This is a genomic window from Streptomyces sp. E11-3, assembly GCF_046540415.1.
GTDB lineage: Bacteria > Actinomycetota > Actinomycetes > Streptomycetales > Streptomycetaceae > Streptomyces.
On record NZ_JAZGRL010000002.1, the window covers coordinates 2,015,577 to 2,031,569 of the forward strand.

At 70.3% G+C, this 15,993-nt stretch carries 10 protein-coding genes; 2 read left to right on the forward strand and 8 right to left on the reverse strand.

Going from position 1 to position 15,993, the window contains the following annotated elements:
- Window positions 1-119 precede the first annotated feature (119 nt).
- The 4 genes from hemW to lepA form a co-directional block, all read right to left on the reverse strand.
- Window positions 120-1,352 (reverse strand): radical SAM family heme chaperone HemW, encoded by a 1,233-nt coding sequence (gene hemW / locus U9R90_RS28265; protein ID WP_411059507.1) that lies wholly within the window; start codon window positions 1,350-1,352, stop codon window positions 120-122.
- Window positions 1,353-1,461: 109 nt separating this feature from the next.
- Window positions 1,462-3,492, reverse strand: coding sequence for a SpoIIE family protein phosphatase (locus U9R90_RS28270; protein WP_411059508.1), 2,031 nt, complete (start codon window positions 3,490-3,492; stop codon window positions 1,462-1,464).
- Window positions 3,493-3,701: 209 nt separating this feature from the next.
- Window positions 3,702-5,591: an AMP-dependent synthetase/ligase gene (locus tag U9R90_RS28275; RefSeq protein ID WP_411059509.1), complete on the reverse strand. Its 1,890-nt coding sequence runs from the start codon at window positions 5,589-5,591 to the stop codon at window positions 3,702-3,704.
- Window positions 5,592-5,795: 204 nt separating this feature from the next.
- On the reverse strand, window positions 5,796-7,661 hold the full coding sequence (lepA, locus tag U9R90_RS28280) for a translation elongation factor 4 (protein WP_411059510.1): 1,866 nt from the start codon (window positions 7,659-7,661) through the stop codon (window positions 5,796-5,798).
- Between the two features lie 204 nt (window positions 7,662-7,865).
- Between lepA and rpsT the strand changes: the two genes are divergently transcribed.
- On the forward strand, window positions 7,866-8,132 hold the full coding sequence (rpsT, locus tag U9R90_RS28285) for a 30S ribosomal protein S20 (protein WP_411059511.1): 267 nt from the start codon (window positions 7,866-7,868) through the stop codon (window positions 8,130-8,132).
- A gap of 1,069 nt (window positions 8,133-9,201) precedes the next feature.
- Here the strand turns inward: rpsT and U9R90_RS28290 are convergent.
- The 4 genes from U9R90_RS28290 to U9R90_RS28305 form a co-directional block, all read right to left on the reverse strand.
- Window positions 9,202-10,047, reverse strand: a complete 846-nt coding sequence (locus U9R90_RS28290; protein ID WP_411059512.1) for a DegV family protein — start codon at window positions 10,045-10,047, stop codon at window positions 9,202-9,204.
- Window positions 10,048-10,123: 76 nt separating this feature from the next.
- Window positions 10,124-10,972 (reverse strand): hypothetical protein, encoded by an 849-nt coding sequence (locus U9R90_RS28295; RefSeq protein WP_411059513.1) that lies wholly within the window; start codon window positions 10,970-10,972, stop codon window positions 10,124-10,126.
- A 170-nt stretch (window positions 10,973-11,142) separates the two neighbouring features.
- Entirely contained in the window at window positions 11,143-13,998 is a 2,856-nt protein-coding gene (leuS, locus tag U9R90_RS28300; RefSeq protein WP_411059514.1) for a leucine--tRNA ligase, read from the reverse strand.
- A gap of 377 nt (window positions 13,999-14,375) precedes the next feature.
- On the reverse strand, window positions 14,376-14,831 hold the full coding sequence (locus tag U9R90_RS28305; RefSeq protein WP_411059515.1) for a pyridoxamine 5'-phosphate oxidase family protein: 456 nt from the start codon (window positions 14,829-14,831) through the stop codon (window positions 14,376-14,378).
- A 126-nt stretch (window positions 14,832-14,957) separates the two neighbouring features.
- On the opposite strand from U9R90_RS28305, the gene U9R90_RS28310 reads away from it, so the two are divergent.
- Window positions 14,958-15,743, forward strand: a complete 786-nt coding sequence (locus tag U9R90_RS28310; protein WP_411059516.1) for an arylamine N-acetyltransferase family protein — start codon at window positions 14,958-14,960, stop codon at window positions 15,741-15,743.
- Window positions 15,744-15,993: the final 250 nt, after the last annotated feature.

Here is a 15,993-nt window from a genome sequence, read left to right on the forward strand (position 1 = left end):
GCCGGCCGGGCTGATTTATCAGCCCGGCCGGCGTTTGAGGCCATCTTTTCGCCGTCCGCAGGACTTTCGGGAAGGGGCGGGGTGGGGGATCAATCCCTGACCGCCACCCACCACGACCGTCAGTCGACCAGGTCCCGGACCACCGCATCCGCGAGCAGCCGCCCCTTCAGCGTGAGGACCGCGCGCCCCGCGTCGTAGGCCGTCGGCTCAAGGAGACCCTCCGCGAGCCGACGCCGAGCCGCCGCCAACCCCTCCGCCCGCAGCAGCGACAACGGACACCCCTCCCGAAGCCGCAGCTCAAGCAGCACCCGCTCCACCCGCCGGTCCTCATCCGACAGCACCTCACGCCCGGCCCCCGGCGACCGCCCCTCCGCCAGCGCCTGCGCGTACGCACCCGGATGCTTGACGTTCCACCACCGCACCCCGCCCACATGGCTGTGCGCCCCGGGACCCGCGCCCCACCAGTCGGCCCCGCGCCAGTACAGCTCGTTGTGCAGGCAGCGCCCGGCATCGGTGGTGGCCCAGTTGGACACCTCGTACCAGGAGAAGCCCGCCCGCGACAGCGTCTCGTCGGCGATGAGGTAGCGGTCCGCGTGGACGTCGTCGTCGGTCATCGGGACCTCGCCGCGTCGGATTCGGCGGGCCAGCTGGGTGCCCTCCTCCACGATGAGGGCGTACGCGGACACATGGTCGGGCCCGGCGCCGATCGCCGCGTCCAGGGACGCCCGCCAGTCGTCGTCCGACTCCCCCGGTGTGCCGTAGATCAGGTCCAGGTTCACATGCGAGAAGCCGGCCGCGCGCGCCTCCGCGACGCAGGCCTCGGGCCGCCCGGGTGTGTGCGTGCGGTCCAGGACCTTCAGTACGTGCTGCCGGGCGCTCTGCATCCCGAAGGAGATCCGGTTGAAGCCGCCGGCGCGCAGCTCGGCGAGGTAGGCGGGGTCGACCGACTCGGGGTTGGCCTCCGTCGTCACCTCGGCGTCGTCCGCGAGCCCGAACTCGTCGCGGATCGCGCCGAGCGCCGTGACCAGGTCGGACGCGGCGAGCAGCGTCGGCGTACCGCCGCCGACGAAGACGGTCCGCACCGGGCGCGGGTCGTCGCCCAGGATCTTGCGGGCGAGGCGGATCTCCTCGACGAGGATCGAGGCGTAGTTGTCGCGCGAGGCGAGCGCACCACCGGTGCCGCGCAGCTCGCTCGCGGTGTAGGTGTTGAAGTCGCAGTAGCCGCAGCGGGTCGCGCAGTACGGAACGTGCAGATAGAACCCGAGGGGCCGCTCGGCAGCGCCGGTCAGCGCGGATGCGGGCAGCGACCCGTCGTCGGGCACGGGTTCACCATCAGGCAGTACGGAGGGCATGACCCCATTGTCCGGTACGACGACGAACCCCGTCGCCAGGCCGCCGCTACCCCAGCCCGCCGCTTCTCCGGTCCGCCGCTACCCCGGTCCGCCGCTACCTGGCCCGCCGCTACCTGGCCCGCAGCACCAGCAGCGCCAGATCGTCGTCCGGCGGCTCGTCGGAGAACTCGTACACCAGGCTCCTGATCCGCTCGGCGACCAGCGGCGCGCTCAGCCCCGCGCAGCCGCCGAGCGCGGTGACCAGGCCGTCGCCGTCGTCGAACTGGCGGCGTCCCGAGCGCCGCTCGGTGACGCCGTCGGTGACGCAGAGCAGGGTCTCGCCGGGCGCCAGGACGAAGGACTCGCTGGTGTACGCCGCGTCCTCCAGGACGCCGAGCAGCACCTGCGGCTCGGCCACGGCCCGTACGCCGCCGCCGGGCCCGAGGAGCAGCGGCAGCGGGTGCCCGGCGCTGGCGAGGGTGCAGCGTACGCCGTCGTCGGACGGCACCAGCTCGCCGTAGAGCAGGGAGAGGAAGCGGGTCGGGGAGCCGTCGTCGTGCAGTCCTTCGATGCCCGCGGCGGCGACCGCGCGGGCGGCGGACTCGGTGGCCTCCAGGGCGTCGTCGAGCAGCAGTTCGTTGAGGCGGTCCATGACGTCGGCGGCGCGGTAGCCCTCGCGGGCGAGCAGGCGCAGCCAGGGGCGGGCGAGGCCCGTGACGACGGCCGCTTCGGGGCCGCTGCCGCAGACGTCGCCGAGCGCGAAGCACCAGCGGCCGTCGCCCGCGGGGAAGATGTCGTAGAAGTCACCGCCCGCGAGGCCCTTGTCGCGGGGTTCGTAGACGACCGCCGTCTCGATGCCGGGCACTTCGGCTACGGCGCTGGGCAGCAGACCGCGCTGCAGTACGCGGCTGATGGTGGCCTGCCGGGTGTACTGGCGGGCGGCACCGATCGCCAGGGCGACGCGGCGGCTGAAGTCCTCCAGGAGTGCGGTGTCCTCGTCCGGGAAGCGCGCCAGTCCGGTGCGTCCGATGAGCAGGGTGCCGAGTCGGCGGCCGCCCGCGACCAGGGGGCTGAGGAGTGCCGTGCCGGTGGGCTCGCCGGTTCCGTAGGCGGGCCAGGGGACGGGGATGGATCCGGCGTGCGGCGGTCCTGTGAGGTGCGGCGGGTCCTTGTCCAGGGCGCGGCTCAGCTCCTCGATGCGGCTCTCGCTGCCGTGCCAGACGCGGGCGAGGCGGGGCTGCCTGGTGGGACCCGCCGAGGTTATGCCGGCGCGTGCGCTGTCGTCGTCCAGCCATACGGCGCACCAGTCGGCTAACCGCGGCACCAGGAGCTGCCCGGCGAGCACGGCGACCAGCTCTTCGTCGAGCTGTCCCGCGAGCAGGTCGGACGCCTCGGCGAGGAAGGTGAGGGCGGCGCTGTCGCCCCAGCCGCTGGGGGCCGTGTCGAGCCTGGGGGCCGTATCGGGCCTGGGGGCCGAGTCCGCGCCGGGGGCCGGGTCCGGGATCCCCGTGCTCCACGATCCGCATCCGCGCGCGAGGGCCTGCTCACCGGCGTACGACTCGATCTGCCGGGCGGCCGGGGTGCCGTCCACGGGCAGCCGGGCCCAGACGGTCTTGGACCCGGTGCGGTAGGTGATGCCCCACGCCTCACTGAGGCAGGCGACGAGGTGCAGGCCGCGGCCGTGGTCGGCGGTGGCGGCGGACGGCTCGGGCGCGGCGAACGGCTCGGGCACGGCGGCCTGGCCGCGCACGGCGCGGGCGGGGTGGTGGTCCCGTACCTCGATGACCAGGGCCGCGGCGTCGTCGGCGGGCGGCTCCGGGTCGTCGCTGGGCGGCTCCAGTCGGCAGTCGACGTCGACGGGGGTGCCCGCGTGCACCACGGCGTTGGTGACCAGTTCGCTGACGACGACCACCGCGTCGTCGACGAGCCGCTCGCTGATCCGGTCCGCCGCGAGCAGGTCGTGCTCACGCCAGCCCGCGAGGGCCGCCCGTACGAACCGGCGGGCGGCGCCCGCGGCGAGCGGGTTGCCCGGCAGCGAGGTGTTCGCCGCCGCGCGCACGCCAAAGGGACGTGCGGGTGACGAGGACGGGTGACCGGCGGTCTCCCGTTGTCGTGGAATGGGCCCCACTCTGCAAGCTCCTGAGCACTCCGGCGTATACATCTCAGGCGACCAGGACAGAGTGACAGATTGGACCCGCCCAAAAGCACCGAGTCACCAAAGTGGACCGTTCCGAGCGGCAACAACGGCATGATGGGCGGGAAAACAATCACTTACGGACATCGGGCTCCCCGGCCGGGGAACTGTCGGCGGAGCGGCGGCGCGGACGCGACCAAGGTAGGCCTCGCGCCCGCGCCGGGTGCCAGGGCTTGTCAGTCCTCGCGCGCGCCCGCGTACATCTCGTCGATCAGCGAGCGGTACTCGCGCTCGACGACCGGGCGCTTCAGCTTCAGGCTGGGCGTCAGTTCGCCGTGCTCCACGTCGAGGTCACGCGGCAGCAGCCGGAACTTCTTGATCGTCTGCCAGCGCTGCAGCCCCTCGTTGAGCCGCCGCACATAGCCGTCGACCATCGCGACCGTCTCCTGAGCGGCCACCACGTCGGCGTACGTCTTGGCACCAAGGCCCTGTTCCTCGGCCCACGCCATGATCGACGCCTCGTCGAGGGCGATCAGCGCGGTGCAGAAGTTCCGGTCCGCGCCGTGCACCAGGATGTTGGAGACGAACGGACAGACGGCCTTGAACTGCCCTTCGACCTCGGCCGGGGCGATGTACTTGCCGCCGGAGGTCTTGATCAGGTCCTTCTTCCGGTCGGTGATCCGCAGATAGCCGTCCGCGGACAGCTCGCCGATGTCGCCGGTGTGGAACCAGCCGTCCGACTCCAGGACCTCCGCGGTCTTCTCGGGCAGCCCGTGGTAGCCCTGCATGATGCCGGGGCCGCGCAGCAGGATCTCGCCGTCGTCGGCGATCCGCACCTCGCAGCCGGGCAGCGGCTTGCCGACCGTGCCGGTGCGGTAGGCCTCGCCCGGGTTGACGAAGGAGGCGGCGCTGGACTCGGTGAGCCCGTACCCCTCCAGGATGTGGATACCGGCGCCGGCGAAGAAGTAGCCGATGTCCGGGGAGAGCGCGGCGGACCCGGAGACCGCGGCCCGCAGCCGCCCGCCGAACGCGTCGCGCAGCTTGCCGTAGACGAGGGTGTCGGCGACCTTGTGCTTGGCGGCGAGCCCGAAGGGCACCGAGGCCGATCCGGTGCGGCGGAAGTTCTCCTGCGAGGCCTTGGCGTACTCGCGGGCCACTTCGGCGGCCCACTTGAAGATCTTGTACTTGGCGCCGCCACCGGCCCGCGCCTTGGCCGCCACGCCGTTGTATACCTTCTCGAAGATGCGGGGCACGGCCGCCATGTAGGTCGGCTGGACCACCGGCAGATTCTCGATGATCTTGTCGATCCGGCCGTCCACGGCGGTGACGTGGCCGATCTCGATCTGGCCCGAGGTGAGCACCTTGCCGAAGACGTGCGCGAGCGGCAGCCAGAGGTACTGCACGTCGTCGGGTCCGAGCAGCCCGGTCGCGGCGATCGCCTTCGCCATGTACGACCAGTTGTCGTGCGGCAGCCGTATGCCCTTCGGCTTGCCGGTGGTGCCGGAGGTGTAGATCAGCGTGGCGAGCTGCTCCTTGCTGATCGCCGCGATCCGCTCCTTGACGGCGTCCTCGTGCTTCTCCAGATAGGCCGCGCCGCGCGCCTCCAGCTCGGCCAGCGAGAGCACCCAGCCCTCCGGGTCGCCGTCGGCCGCCTGCGCGTCCGCCTCGTCGATCACCACGACGTGCCGGATGTCGGGCAGCTCGGCGCGGGCCTCCCGGGCCTTGGCCAGCTGCGCGGCGTCCTCGGCGATCAGCACCTTGCTGTCGGAGTCGGCGAGGATGTACGCGGACTCCTCGGTGTTGGTCGAGGGGTAGACGGTGGTGGTGGCCGCGCCCGCGCACAGGATGCCGAGGTCGGCGAGGATCCACTCGACCCGGGTGTTGGAGGCGAGGGCGACCCGCTCCTCCGGGTTGACGCCGAGGTCGATGAGTCCGGCCGCGATGGCGTAGACCCGCTCGGCCGCCTGTGCCCAGCTCAGCGACTTCCAGTCGTCCGGGCCCTGGCCCGATGCCGGCGGCACCGGATAGCGGTAGGCCTCCCCGTCCGGTGTGGCCGCGACCCGCTCCTGGAACAGGGTGGCGACGCTGGGCGGTCGGTTCTCGATCAAGGTCTGCGTGTCGCTCACAACATCCTCCGGGCCCGCGACAGTCCAGTTGACTGCGGCCACTTGTTTAACTGGCGAGTAACCTTCGAGCAGTGATCAGGGTAGAGCGCGTTCGCCTGGTGCGTAAGAGGCTGCGACCTGTCACTTTCTACAGACCCCGGATAGCCGACGGGCCCGCCACGCGTCAGCGCGGCGGGCCCATCGCAGATGGATCAAGCAAGCAGGCTACTTCTTCTTGGAGGCACTCTCGTCGCTGGAGAGCACCGCGATGAAGGCCTCCTGCGGAACCTCCACGGAACCGACCATCTTCATCCGCTTCTTGCCCTCCTTCTGCTTCTCCAGGAGCTTCCGCTTACGGGAGATGTCGCCGCCGTAGCACTTGGCGAGGACGTCCTTGCGGATGGCCCGGATGGTCTCGCGGGCGATGACCCGGGAGCCGATCGCCGCCTGCACCGGCACCTCGAAGGCCTGCCGCGGGATGAGCTCCCTGAGCTTGGCGACCAGCCGCACTCCGTAGGCGTACGCCTGGTCCTTGTGGGTGACAGCGGAGAACGCGTCGACCTTGTCGCCGTGCAGCAGGATGTCGACCTTGACCAACGACGCGCTCTGCTCGCCGGTGGGCTCGTAGTCGAGCGAGGCATACCCCCGCGTCTTCGACTTCAACTGGTCGAAGAAGTCGAAGACGATCTCCGCGAGCGGCAGCGTGTAGCGGATCTCGACACGGTCCTCGGAGAGGTAGTCCATGCCGAGCAGCACACCGCGGCGCCCCTGGCAGAGCTCCATGATCGAGCCGATGAACTCGGACGGAGCGAGAATGGTCGCCCGTACGACCGGCTCGTAGACCTGATCGATCTTGCCCTCGGGGAACTCGCTCGGGTTGGTGACGGTGTGCTCGGTCCCGTCCTCCATGATCACGCGATAGACCACGTTCGGGGCGGTGGCGATCAGGTCGAGCCCGAACTCCCGCTCCAGCCGCTCCCGGATGACATCCAGGTGCAGCAGCCCCAGGAACCCGACACGGAAGCCGAAGCCGAGGGCCGCGGAGGTCTCCGGCTCGTAGACCAGCGCGGCGTCGTTCAGCTGGAGCTTGTCCAGGGCCTCGCGCAGGTCCGGGTACTCCGACCCGTCCAGCGGGTAGAGCCCCGAGAACACCATGGGCTTCGGGTCCTTGTAACCGCCCAGGGCCTCGGTCGCGCCCTTGTTCAGGGAGGTGATGGTGTCACCGACCTTGGACTGACGGACGTCCTTGACGCCGGTGATGATGTAGCCGACCTCGCCAACGCCGATGCCGTCAGCGGGGGTCATCTCCGGGGACGAGACACCGATCTCGAGCAGCTCGTGGGTGGCGCCGGTGGACATCATCCTGATGCGCTCGCGCTTGTTGAGCTTGCCGTCGACGACCCGGACGTACGTCACGACGCCGCGGTACGAGTCATAGACCGAGTCGAAGATCATCGCGCGGGCCGGGGCGTCCGCGACGCCGACCGGTGCCGGGACGTCCTTGACCACGCGGTCGAGCAGGGCGTCCACGCCCACACCGGTCTTGGCCGAGACCTTCAGCACGTCCTCCGGCTGGCAGCCGATGAGGTTGGCGAGCTCCTCGGAGAACTTCTCCGGCTGGGCGGCCGGCAGGTCGATCTTGTTGAGCACCGGGATGATCGTGAGGTCGTTCTCCATCGCCAGGTACAGGTTGGCGAGGGTCTGGGCCTCGATCCCCTGGGCGGCGTCGACCAGGAGGACCGTGCCCTCACAGGCCGCGAGAGAGCGGGACACCTCGTACGTGAAGTCCACGTGCCCAGGGGTGTCGATCATGTTGAGGATATGGGTCTTGCCCTGATCCTCGCCCTCGTTCGGCGCCCAGGGCAGCCGTACCGCCTGGGACTTGATGGTGATGCCGCGCTCGCGCTCGATATCCATTCGGTCGAGGTACTGAGCGCGCATCTGCCGCTGCTCGACCACACCGGTCAGCTGGAGCATCCGGTCGGCGAGCGTGGACTTGCCGTGGTCGATGTGCGCGATGATGCAGAAGTTGCGGATCAGCGCCGGGTCTGTACGGCTCGGCTCGGGCACGTGGGTAGGGGTCGCGGGCACGCAGGGTCCTGATTCTTGAGAACGTCTGCAGCTCTCTGCAGCCTCGGGTCGGATCGTTACGTAGCTTCCATCGTCCCATGAGTGGCGGCCGGTGGTCGGTTTGGGCCGGTGCGAGCGCTGCTGGTAATCTGGGCAGCTGTGCCTCGTAGCCCTCTCAAGCGACGAGGTACCCATCAAGATCATCGAACCTGTAAAGGCTCTTTCGTGGCGAACATCAAGTCCCAGATCAAGCGGAACAAGACGAACGAGAAGGCGCGCCTGCGCAACAAGGCCGTCAAGTCCTCGCTCAAGACCGCTGTCCGCAAGGCCCGTGAGGCTGCCGCCGGCGGTGACGTCGAGAAGGCCACCACGGCCCTCCGCGACGCCAACCGCGCGCTCGACAAGGCCGTCTCCAAGGGTGTCATCCACAAGAACCAGGCCGCCAACAAGAAGTCGGCGCTGGCCTCCAAGGTTGCCTCCCTCCAGGGCTGAGCACGCTCGTGATGTAACCGCCGGAACGGACCAAGCGGGCCCTCTCATCCGCTCCTGACCGGCACCCCGGTCCGCACACGATCTGCGTTCGCCACGCGGGTGCGGCCAGCTCAAACCAAAGCCCCGCCGGGCGTCCTTCCCCAGGACGCCCGGCGGGGCTTCTGGCGTTCACACCAGGCACGGAGCAGGCCGGGCCCGGCCGAAGGGGACACAACAGGGCGGGCACGCCCCGCCCACCCGCAGGCGCGCGACGCCGACCCAAGGGGCGCAGGCCCCCACCCACCGGCGGGCGGGATGCCGACCGGAGGGAAAGGGACCGGGCGCGGCCCCACCCACCCGCGGTCGCAATGCCGACCGGAGGGGACGGGACCGGGCGGGGCCCCACCCACCCGCGGTCGCAATGCCGACCGGAGGGGACGGGGCGGGGGCGCGTCCGCCCCCACCGGGCGNCCACCAACCACCTCCCCACCCGAAGCGAGCACCTCGCCACCACGCCCACCAACCACCTCCCCACCCGAAGCGAGCACCTCGCCACCACGCCCACCAACCACCTCCCCACCCGAAGCGAGCACCTCGCCACCACGCCCACCAACCACCTCCCCACCCGAAGCGAGCACCTCGCCACCACGCCCACCAACCACCTCTCCACCCGAACCGCGCTCGCCGGAAACCAGCCCGGGTCCCGCTCCGCTGCGCGCGGGGCCTCCCCACGCAGGGGAAGAAGGCGAGGACGGTCCGGCGGTCGCGGCCGCGACCGCGGCTGTAGACGTGGCCGTAGCCTCCGGCCGGGTCTGGTCGAACAACGCCTCCGCGCGCAGGCGGAGGCGCTCAGCCGTGGCCCGCCTGCGTCGGGTGCCGGTCCGAGCGGCGCGGGAAGGACGGTGTCGGGCCCGGCCGTCCGAGGTCGGGGGACGGCCGGGGCCACTCGTTGCGTCAGAAGATCGAAGAGCCATGCCGCGACGCTAGACGCCCCGCCCAGAGCGCAATGATCTTGCTCAATTTCCGTGGATCACTCGGCAGTTGTGGAAAACCGCGTCACCCACACGAGCCACAGATCACCACAGCCACCTCACCGAGGCGAAACCACCACACCCAGCAACCCCGGCCCCGTATGCGCCCCGATCACCGCACCCACCTCGCTGACATGCAGCTCCGCCAGCCCCGGCACCCGCTCCCCGAGCCGGTCCGCGAGCGCGGACGCCCGCTCCTGGGCCGCCAGATGGTGCACCGCGATATCGACCGGGCTCGATCCGGCACGCTCGACGGCGATCTCCTCAAGCCGGGCGATCGCCTTGGACGCCGTACGCACCTTCTCCAGCGGCTCGATCCGGCCGCCGTTCAGTTCGAGCAGCGGCTTCACCGCGAGCGCGGAGCCCAGCAGCGCCTGCGCCGCCCCGATCCGCCCGCCCCGGCGCAGGTAGTCGAGCGTGTCCACATAGAAGTACGCGGAGGTGGACGCGGCCCGCTTCTCGGCCGCCGCGACCGCCTCGTCCACGGTGCCCCCCGCTTCCACGGTCTCCGCAGCGGCCAGCGCGCAGAAACCGAGGGCCATCGCGATCATGCCGGTGTCCACGACCCGTACCGGCACGGGAGCGTCTTTCGCGGCCAGCACGGCCGCGTCGTACGTCCCGGAGAGCTCCGACGACAGATGCAGTGAGATGACGCTGTCGGCCCCGGCTTCGGCAGCCGCGCGATAGGTCTCGGCGAAGACCTCGGGGCTGGGCCGCGAGGTCGTGACGGGGCGGCGCTTCTGCAGCGCCTGGGCGAGCGAGCGGGCCGAGATCTCGGTCCCCTCCTCCATCGCCTGGCCGTCCACGATCACGGTCAGGGGCACCGCCGTGATGCCGTGCCGCTCCATCGCCCGCTGCGGCAGGTAGGCCGTTGAATCAGTGATGATCGCGACATGGCGGGACATGAGCTGGAGATTACCCGCCAGCGCGCCCCGGCGGCAGTCCGACCCCGCCCACGCATGATCGCCTAACCGAGAGCGATCAGGTAGTGCTCTCGGGGCGGGGGTTCTTCTGCCACGGGTACGGGGTGACCGGCCGGCCCGGCTCGATCGCCTGCGGCCCCGCCTCCTCCTCGGCGGGCGGCGGGTCCGGCCAGCTCTGATCGGCACCGACGGCACCGTCGACCAGGGTCGGTTCGGGCCACGCCCTTCCCGCGGACGGCGAAGCGGAGGACGACGACGCAGAAGAGGACGACGCAGCGGGCGACGAAGCGGCAGACGACGACTCCGCGCCCCCGGCGGCGGATCCAGCGGCGGGCGCCGATGCCGACGGCTCCTCACCCGGCTCCGTCGTCCAGTGCCGCAGCGCCCCCGACTCCACCTCTATCTGCCGCCCCAGCGAGTCCAGATCATCGTCCGCGAACCTGCGGGCCCGGTCGCGCGCGGCCCACCGCAGCGAGTCGGCCGCCTCCGTGATCCGCTTCGTACGGGCCCGCAGCTCGGGCAGCCGCTCGCCGAGCCGCGTCTTGTCCGGTTCGCGCTCCAGCCCCCGCAGTTCGTCGTCCAGCTCGTGGCCGTGCTCGCTCAGCCGCTCGAAGAGGTTCAGCGACTCCTGAAGCGTGGGGTCATCGGCGACTGCGGCGCCCAGCGAGTCCTGGGTGGCCCGCATCGAGGTACGCAACCGCAGCCGCAGCTGTGCGAGCTCGCCCGCGGCGCCCACCTGCGTAAAGGTCTTCGCCCTGAGCGTCGAGTCCTCGACACTGCGGCGGGCCTGCGTCAGCGTGCGGTCCACGCCGCGCTTGGCCGCCTTCACCGCCTTGACCGTCACGAAGACCCCAAGCGCCACGAAGAGCACAAAGAGCATCGCCAGTACGACGATCACTGCATCCACGACGGCTCCTTGGGAGGGGCTGGACGGTCACTTCCACGGTAAACGCTGACGGGCAGGCCGAAGGTTCCTTCGAACCCCCAACCTGCCCGTAGGGGAAAGCCCGTATGCCCGTCACGGACGACGGACCGGCACCCCGGGTCACACAGGTACGCGGCCACGCGGCCACACGGCTACGCCGGGACGATGTTCACCAGCTTCGGCGCCCGGACGATCACCTTGCGGATGCCCGCACCGTCCAGCGCGGCCACCACCTTCTCGTCGGCCAGCGCCACCTGCTCCAGCTCCGCGTCCGCGATCGACGGGGAGACCTCCAGGCGCGCCTTGACCTTGCCCTTGACCTGTACGACACAGGTCACGGTCTCGTCCACGACGTACGCCGGGTCGGCCACCGGGAAGTCCTGGTGCACCACCGATTCGGTGTGACCCAGCCTGCGCCACAGCTCCTCGGCGACATGCGGGGCCAGCGGCGCGATCAGCAGCACCAGCCGCTCCGCGACCGAGCGCGACACCGGGCCGCCGGTCTTGGTCAGGTGGTTGTTCAGCTCGGTGATCTTGGCGATGGCGGTGTTGAAGCGCAGGCCCTCCAGGTCCTGGCGGACCCCGTCGATCGCCTTGTGCAGCGCGCGCAGTGTCGGCTCGTCCGGCTCGGTGTCCGCCACCGTGACCTCGCCCGTCGCCTCGTCGACGACATTGCGCCACAGCCGCTGCAGCAGCCGGTACTGGCCCACCACCGCGCGTGTGTCCCACGGCCGGGAGACGTCCAGCGGGCCCATGGCCATCTCGTACAGCCGCAGCGTGTCCGCGCCGTATTCGGTGCAGATCTCGTCCGGCGTGACGGCGTTCTTCAGGGACTTGCCCATCTTGCCCAGCTCGCGCTTGACCGGCTCGCCCTCGAAGAAGTACTTCCCGTCGCGCTCCTCGACCTCGGCGGCCGGGACCGGGAAGCCGCGGCTGTCCCGGTAGACGTACGCCTGGATCATGCCCTGGTTGTACAGCTTGTGGAACGGCTCGGCCGACGAGATGTGACCCAGGTCGAACAGCACCTTGGACCAGAAGCGCGCGTACAGCAGGTGCAGTACGGCGTGCTCGGCGCCGCCCACATACAGGTCCACGCCACCGGTCGGCTGGCCCTCGCGCGGGCCCATCCAGTACTGCTCGATGGCCGGGTCGACCAGCTTGGAGTCGTTGTGCGGGTCCAGGTAGCGCAGCTCGTACCAGCACGAACCCGCCCAGTTGGGCATGGTGTTGGTCTCGCGGCGGTAGGACTTCACTCCATCGCCCAGATCCAGCTGGACGTTGACCCAGTCCTCGTTCCGGGACAGCGGGGTCTCCGGCGAGGTGTCCGCGTCGTCCGGGTCGAAGGTGCGCGGCGAGTAGTCCTCGACCTCGGGCAGCTCCAGGGGCAGCATCGAGTCGGGCAGCGAGTGGGCGACGCCGTCCTCGTCGTAGACGATCGGGAAGGGCTCGCCCCAGTAGCGCTGGCGGCTGAACAGCCAGTCACGCAGCCGGAAGTTGATGGTTCCTTCGCCGATGCCCTGGGCGATCAGCCACTCGGTGATCTTCGCCTTGGCCTCGGTGACGCCCAGACCGTCCAGCGAGATCTCGTCGTTGGACGAGTTGATCGCCGGGCCCTGTCCGGTGAACGCCTCGCCCTCCCAGTCCTCGGGCGGCTGGACGGTGCGGACGATCGGCAGCTCGAACGCCTCGGCGAACTCCCAGTCGCGCTCGTCCTGTCCGGGGACCGCCATGATCGCGCCCGTGCCGTAGCCCATCAGCACGTAGTCGGCGACGAAGACGGGGATCCGGGCGCCGGTGACCGGGTTCAGCGCGTAGGTGCCGCTGAAGACACCGGTCTTGTCCTTGTGCTCGGTCTGACGCTCGACGTCGCTCTTCGCCTGGGCCTGCTTGCGGTACGCGGCGACGGCGTCGGCCGGGGTGGCGGCACCGCCGGTCCATGCCTCCTTGACGCCCTCGGGCCATTCGGCGGGCAGGATCGAGTCGATCAGGCCGTGCTCGGGCGCCAGTACCATGTACGTCGCGCCGAACAGCGTGTCGGGGCGCGTGGTGAAGACGGTGACCTGAGCGTCGGAGTGGCCGTCGACGGCGAAGTTGACGCGGGCGCCCTCGGAGCGGCCGATCCAGTTGCGCTGCTGCAGCTTGATGGCCTCGGGCCAGTCCAGCGCGTCCAGGTCGTCGATCAGCCGGTCCGCGTAGGCGGTGATCCGCATGTTCCACTGGCGCAGCTTGGCCTTGAAGACCGGGAAGTTGCCGCGCTCGGAGCGGCCGTCCGCGGTCACCTCCTCGTTCGCCAGTACGGTGCCCAGGCCCGGGCACCAGTTGACGGGGGCGTCGGAGGCGTAGGCCAGGCGGTACGTGCCCAGGACCTCGGCGCGCTCCAGGGCGCTCAGTTCGCTCCACGCGCGCGTGGAGTCGGGTACCGGGCGCTCACCGCTCTCGAACTGGGCGACCAGCTCGTCGATCGGGCGGGCCGTCTTCGCCTGGTCGTCGTACCAGGAGTTGAAGATCCGCAGGAAGATCCACTGGGTCCACTTGTAGTAGTCCGGGTCGATCGTCGCGAAGCTGCGGCGCTTGTCGTGGCCCAGGCCCAGGCGGCGCAGCTGGTCCTTCATGTTGACCATGTTGGCCTCGGTGGAGGCCCGCGGGTGGGTTCCGGTCTGCACGGCGTACTGCTCGGCGGGCAGGCCGAAGGCGTCGAAGCCCAGGGTGTGCAGGACGTTGTGCCCGGTCATCCGCTGGAAGCGGGCGGTGACGTCGGTGGCGATATAGCCCAGCGGGTGACCGACGTGCAGGCCCGCGCCCGAGGGGTACGGGAACATGTCCATGATGAACTTCTTGGGCCGGGCGACGACCGCCGGGTCGCCGGCCAGGTCGCCGGAGGGGTTCGGCGCCTCATAGGTGCCTTCGGCGTCCCAGAAGTCCTGCCAGCGTGCCTCGATATCGGCGGCCATGGCGGCCGTGTAGCGGTGCGGCGCTGCTACCTCGGCAGCGGAATTCGTCTCGCTCATGATCCTTAAGGCTCCATCGATCGTCTCTGCCGGCGGATTCGGCTGCAGGGTCAGCCGAAACGAAAAATCCCCTCGCACAGGAGGGGACGCCGCGCCGATTCCGGCCACGAATTCTCAGTGGCCGGGACTGATCAGCGCGGCTCGCTAAGCAGAAGGCGTACGGCACGCATGGCGTCAGGGTACCGCAGCGCTCACGCCGGCCGCATCGAGGTCGCGGCCATTCACACGCGCGTGGCGGGCCGCGACCTCGATGCGAAGGAGTCCACGGCCGACATCAGAGAGCCCTGAGCGACACCAAGGAGTCCACGACCGACACCAGGCCGACATCAAGGAGTCCACAACCGACACCGGGGAGTCCACGACCGACACCCTGGAGGTCAGCCGAGCCAGGCCCCGTCCCGCATGACCACCCGCCCGGCCAGTTCGTTCTCCTCCCGCCACGTCTTGACCACCCGGGGCACGACCCGCAGATAGACCCAGGCCTGCCGGTCGCGCGGGTCGAAGCCGGTCTTGTGGGCGAAGGCGTCCGCGGACGCCGCGGGCAGTTCGGCGCCCTCGACCGCCGTCGCCGTCCCCTCCACCAGAACGACGTCCCGGGTGTGACCGAGCGAGAGCATCACGGGGCCGCCAGGGGTGAGGTTCCGGGCCGTGGCGTTGACACGCTTGGTACTCATCAGCAGCGCGCCGTCGTCCCAGACGAACGACAGCGGGACGAGCACGGGGGCGCCACCCTCCGAGGCCGTGGCGACCCATACATCGGCGTCCTTCTCCAATCGCTCGCGCACATCCTGAATCCGCTGCTCCCGGCCGCGGGCCGGCTCCCAGTTCGTCATGGGAGTGGACGCTAGCCGCGGGCGACCCCGGCACGGATCAGGCCGCGGACCTAGGTCCGCGGTCCCGGGACACGGGGGACCAGAGGCTGTGGCCCCGACACGGACCGACACACGAGACTGAGCCCCATGGACCCCACAAGCATGGCCGGATACCTGGAACGGATCGGTGCCGAGCGTCCCGCGCGCCCCACCGCCGACGCCCTGCGCGACCTCCATCTGCGGCATCTGCGGACCGTCCCCTTCGAGAACCTCTCCATCCATCTCGACGAGGACGTGGTGCTCGACGAGAAGGCCCTGGTGGCCAAGGTCGTCGAGGCCCGCCGCGGCGGCTTCTGCTACGAACTGAACGGCGCCTTCGGGGCGTTGCTCACCGCCCTGGGGTTCGGGGTGTCCCTGCTCCAGGCCAGGGTGTACGACAGCACCGGGCACCCGGGCATCCCGTACGACCACATGGCACTCAGGGTCGAGACGGCGGAGGGCGGCCCCTGGCTGGCCGACGTCGGCTTCGGCGCCCATTCCCACTACCCGCTGGCCCTGGACGACCGTACGGACCAGCAGGACCCCGGCGGGACGTTCCGGCTCACCGACGCCCCCTGGGGCGACCTGGACGTCAGTCTGGACGGCAGACCGCAGTACCTCCTGGACCTGCGCCCGCGCGAGCTCGGCGACTTCGCGGCCGGGGCCTGGTACCACCGCACGTCACCCGCGTCCCACTTCACCCGGTCGCTGGTCTGCTCGCGGCTCACCGAGCGGGGCCGGGTCACCCTCAGTGGGCGCACCCTCAAGACCACGGAGGGCGCGGACCGACACACGTCCGAAATCGCCACTGACAAGGACCTGTTGGCCACCTACCGTGACCACTTCGGAATCACTCTTGACCGTTTGCCTAATGAGCCGAGCGCACACTCGTAACAGCGGTTACTCGGCGTACCGGCCTCTATTGGGGCAACAAAGATCACCGATGACCACTAGATAACAACGCAATAACTCAAACCCCATACCGGCTGGTATCCGGCGACTTAGCATGCGGCACAGCGGGACCGCTTTGCCGAACCATTCGGAGTCGCCCCCATGAACCTTCCGCACACCCTCCACACCCTCAGTCCCCGTCGTTCGCTCTCTTCCTGGTCCGCACCAAGCGGGCCGGTCCGGGGGGTGCTGA

Bases quoted from the DNA above. Each gene is read 5' to 3' on its own strand.
- U9R90_RS28290 (WP_411059512.1), bottom strand. From the start codon at position 10,047: ATGTCCCGCCATGTCGCGATCATCACTGATTCAACGGCCTACCTGCCG.
- leuS (WP_411059514.1), bottom strand. From the start codon at position 13,998: ATGAGCGAGACGAATTCCGCTGCCGAGGTAGCAGCGCCGCACCGCTAC.
- U9R90_RS28305 (WP_411059515.1), bottom strand. From the start codon at position 14,831: ATGACGAACTGGGAGCCGGCCCGCGGCCGGGAGCAGCGGATTCAGGAT.
- hemW (WP_411059507.1), bottom strand. From the start codon at position 1,352: ATGCCCTCCGTACTGCCTGATGGTGAACCCGTGCCCGACGACGGGTCG.
- U9R90_RS28310 (WP_411059516.1), top strand. From the start codon at position 14,958: ATGGACCCCACAAGCATGGCCGGATACCTGGAACGGATCGGTGCCGAG.
- U9R90_RS28270 (WP_411059508.1), bottom strand. From the start codon at position 3,492: ATGTATACGCCGGAGTGCTCAGGAGCTTGCAGAGTGGGGCCCATTCCA.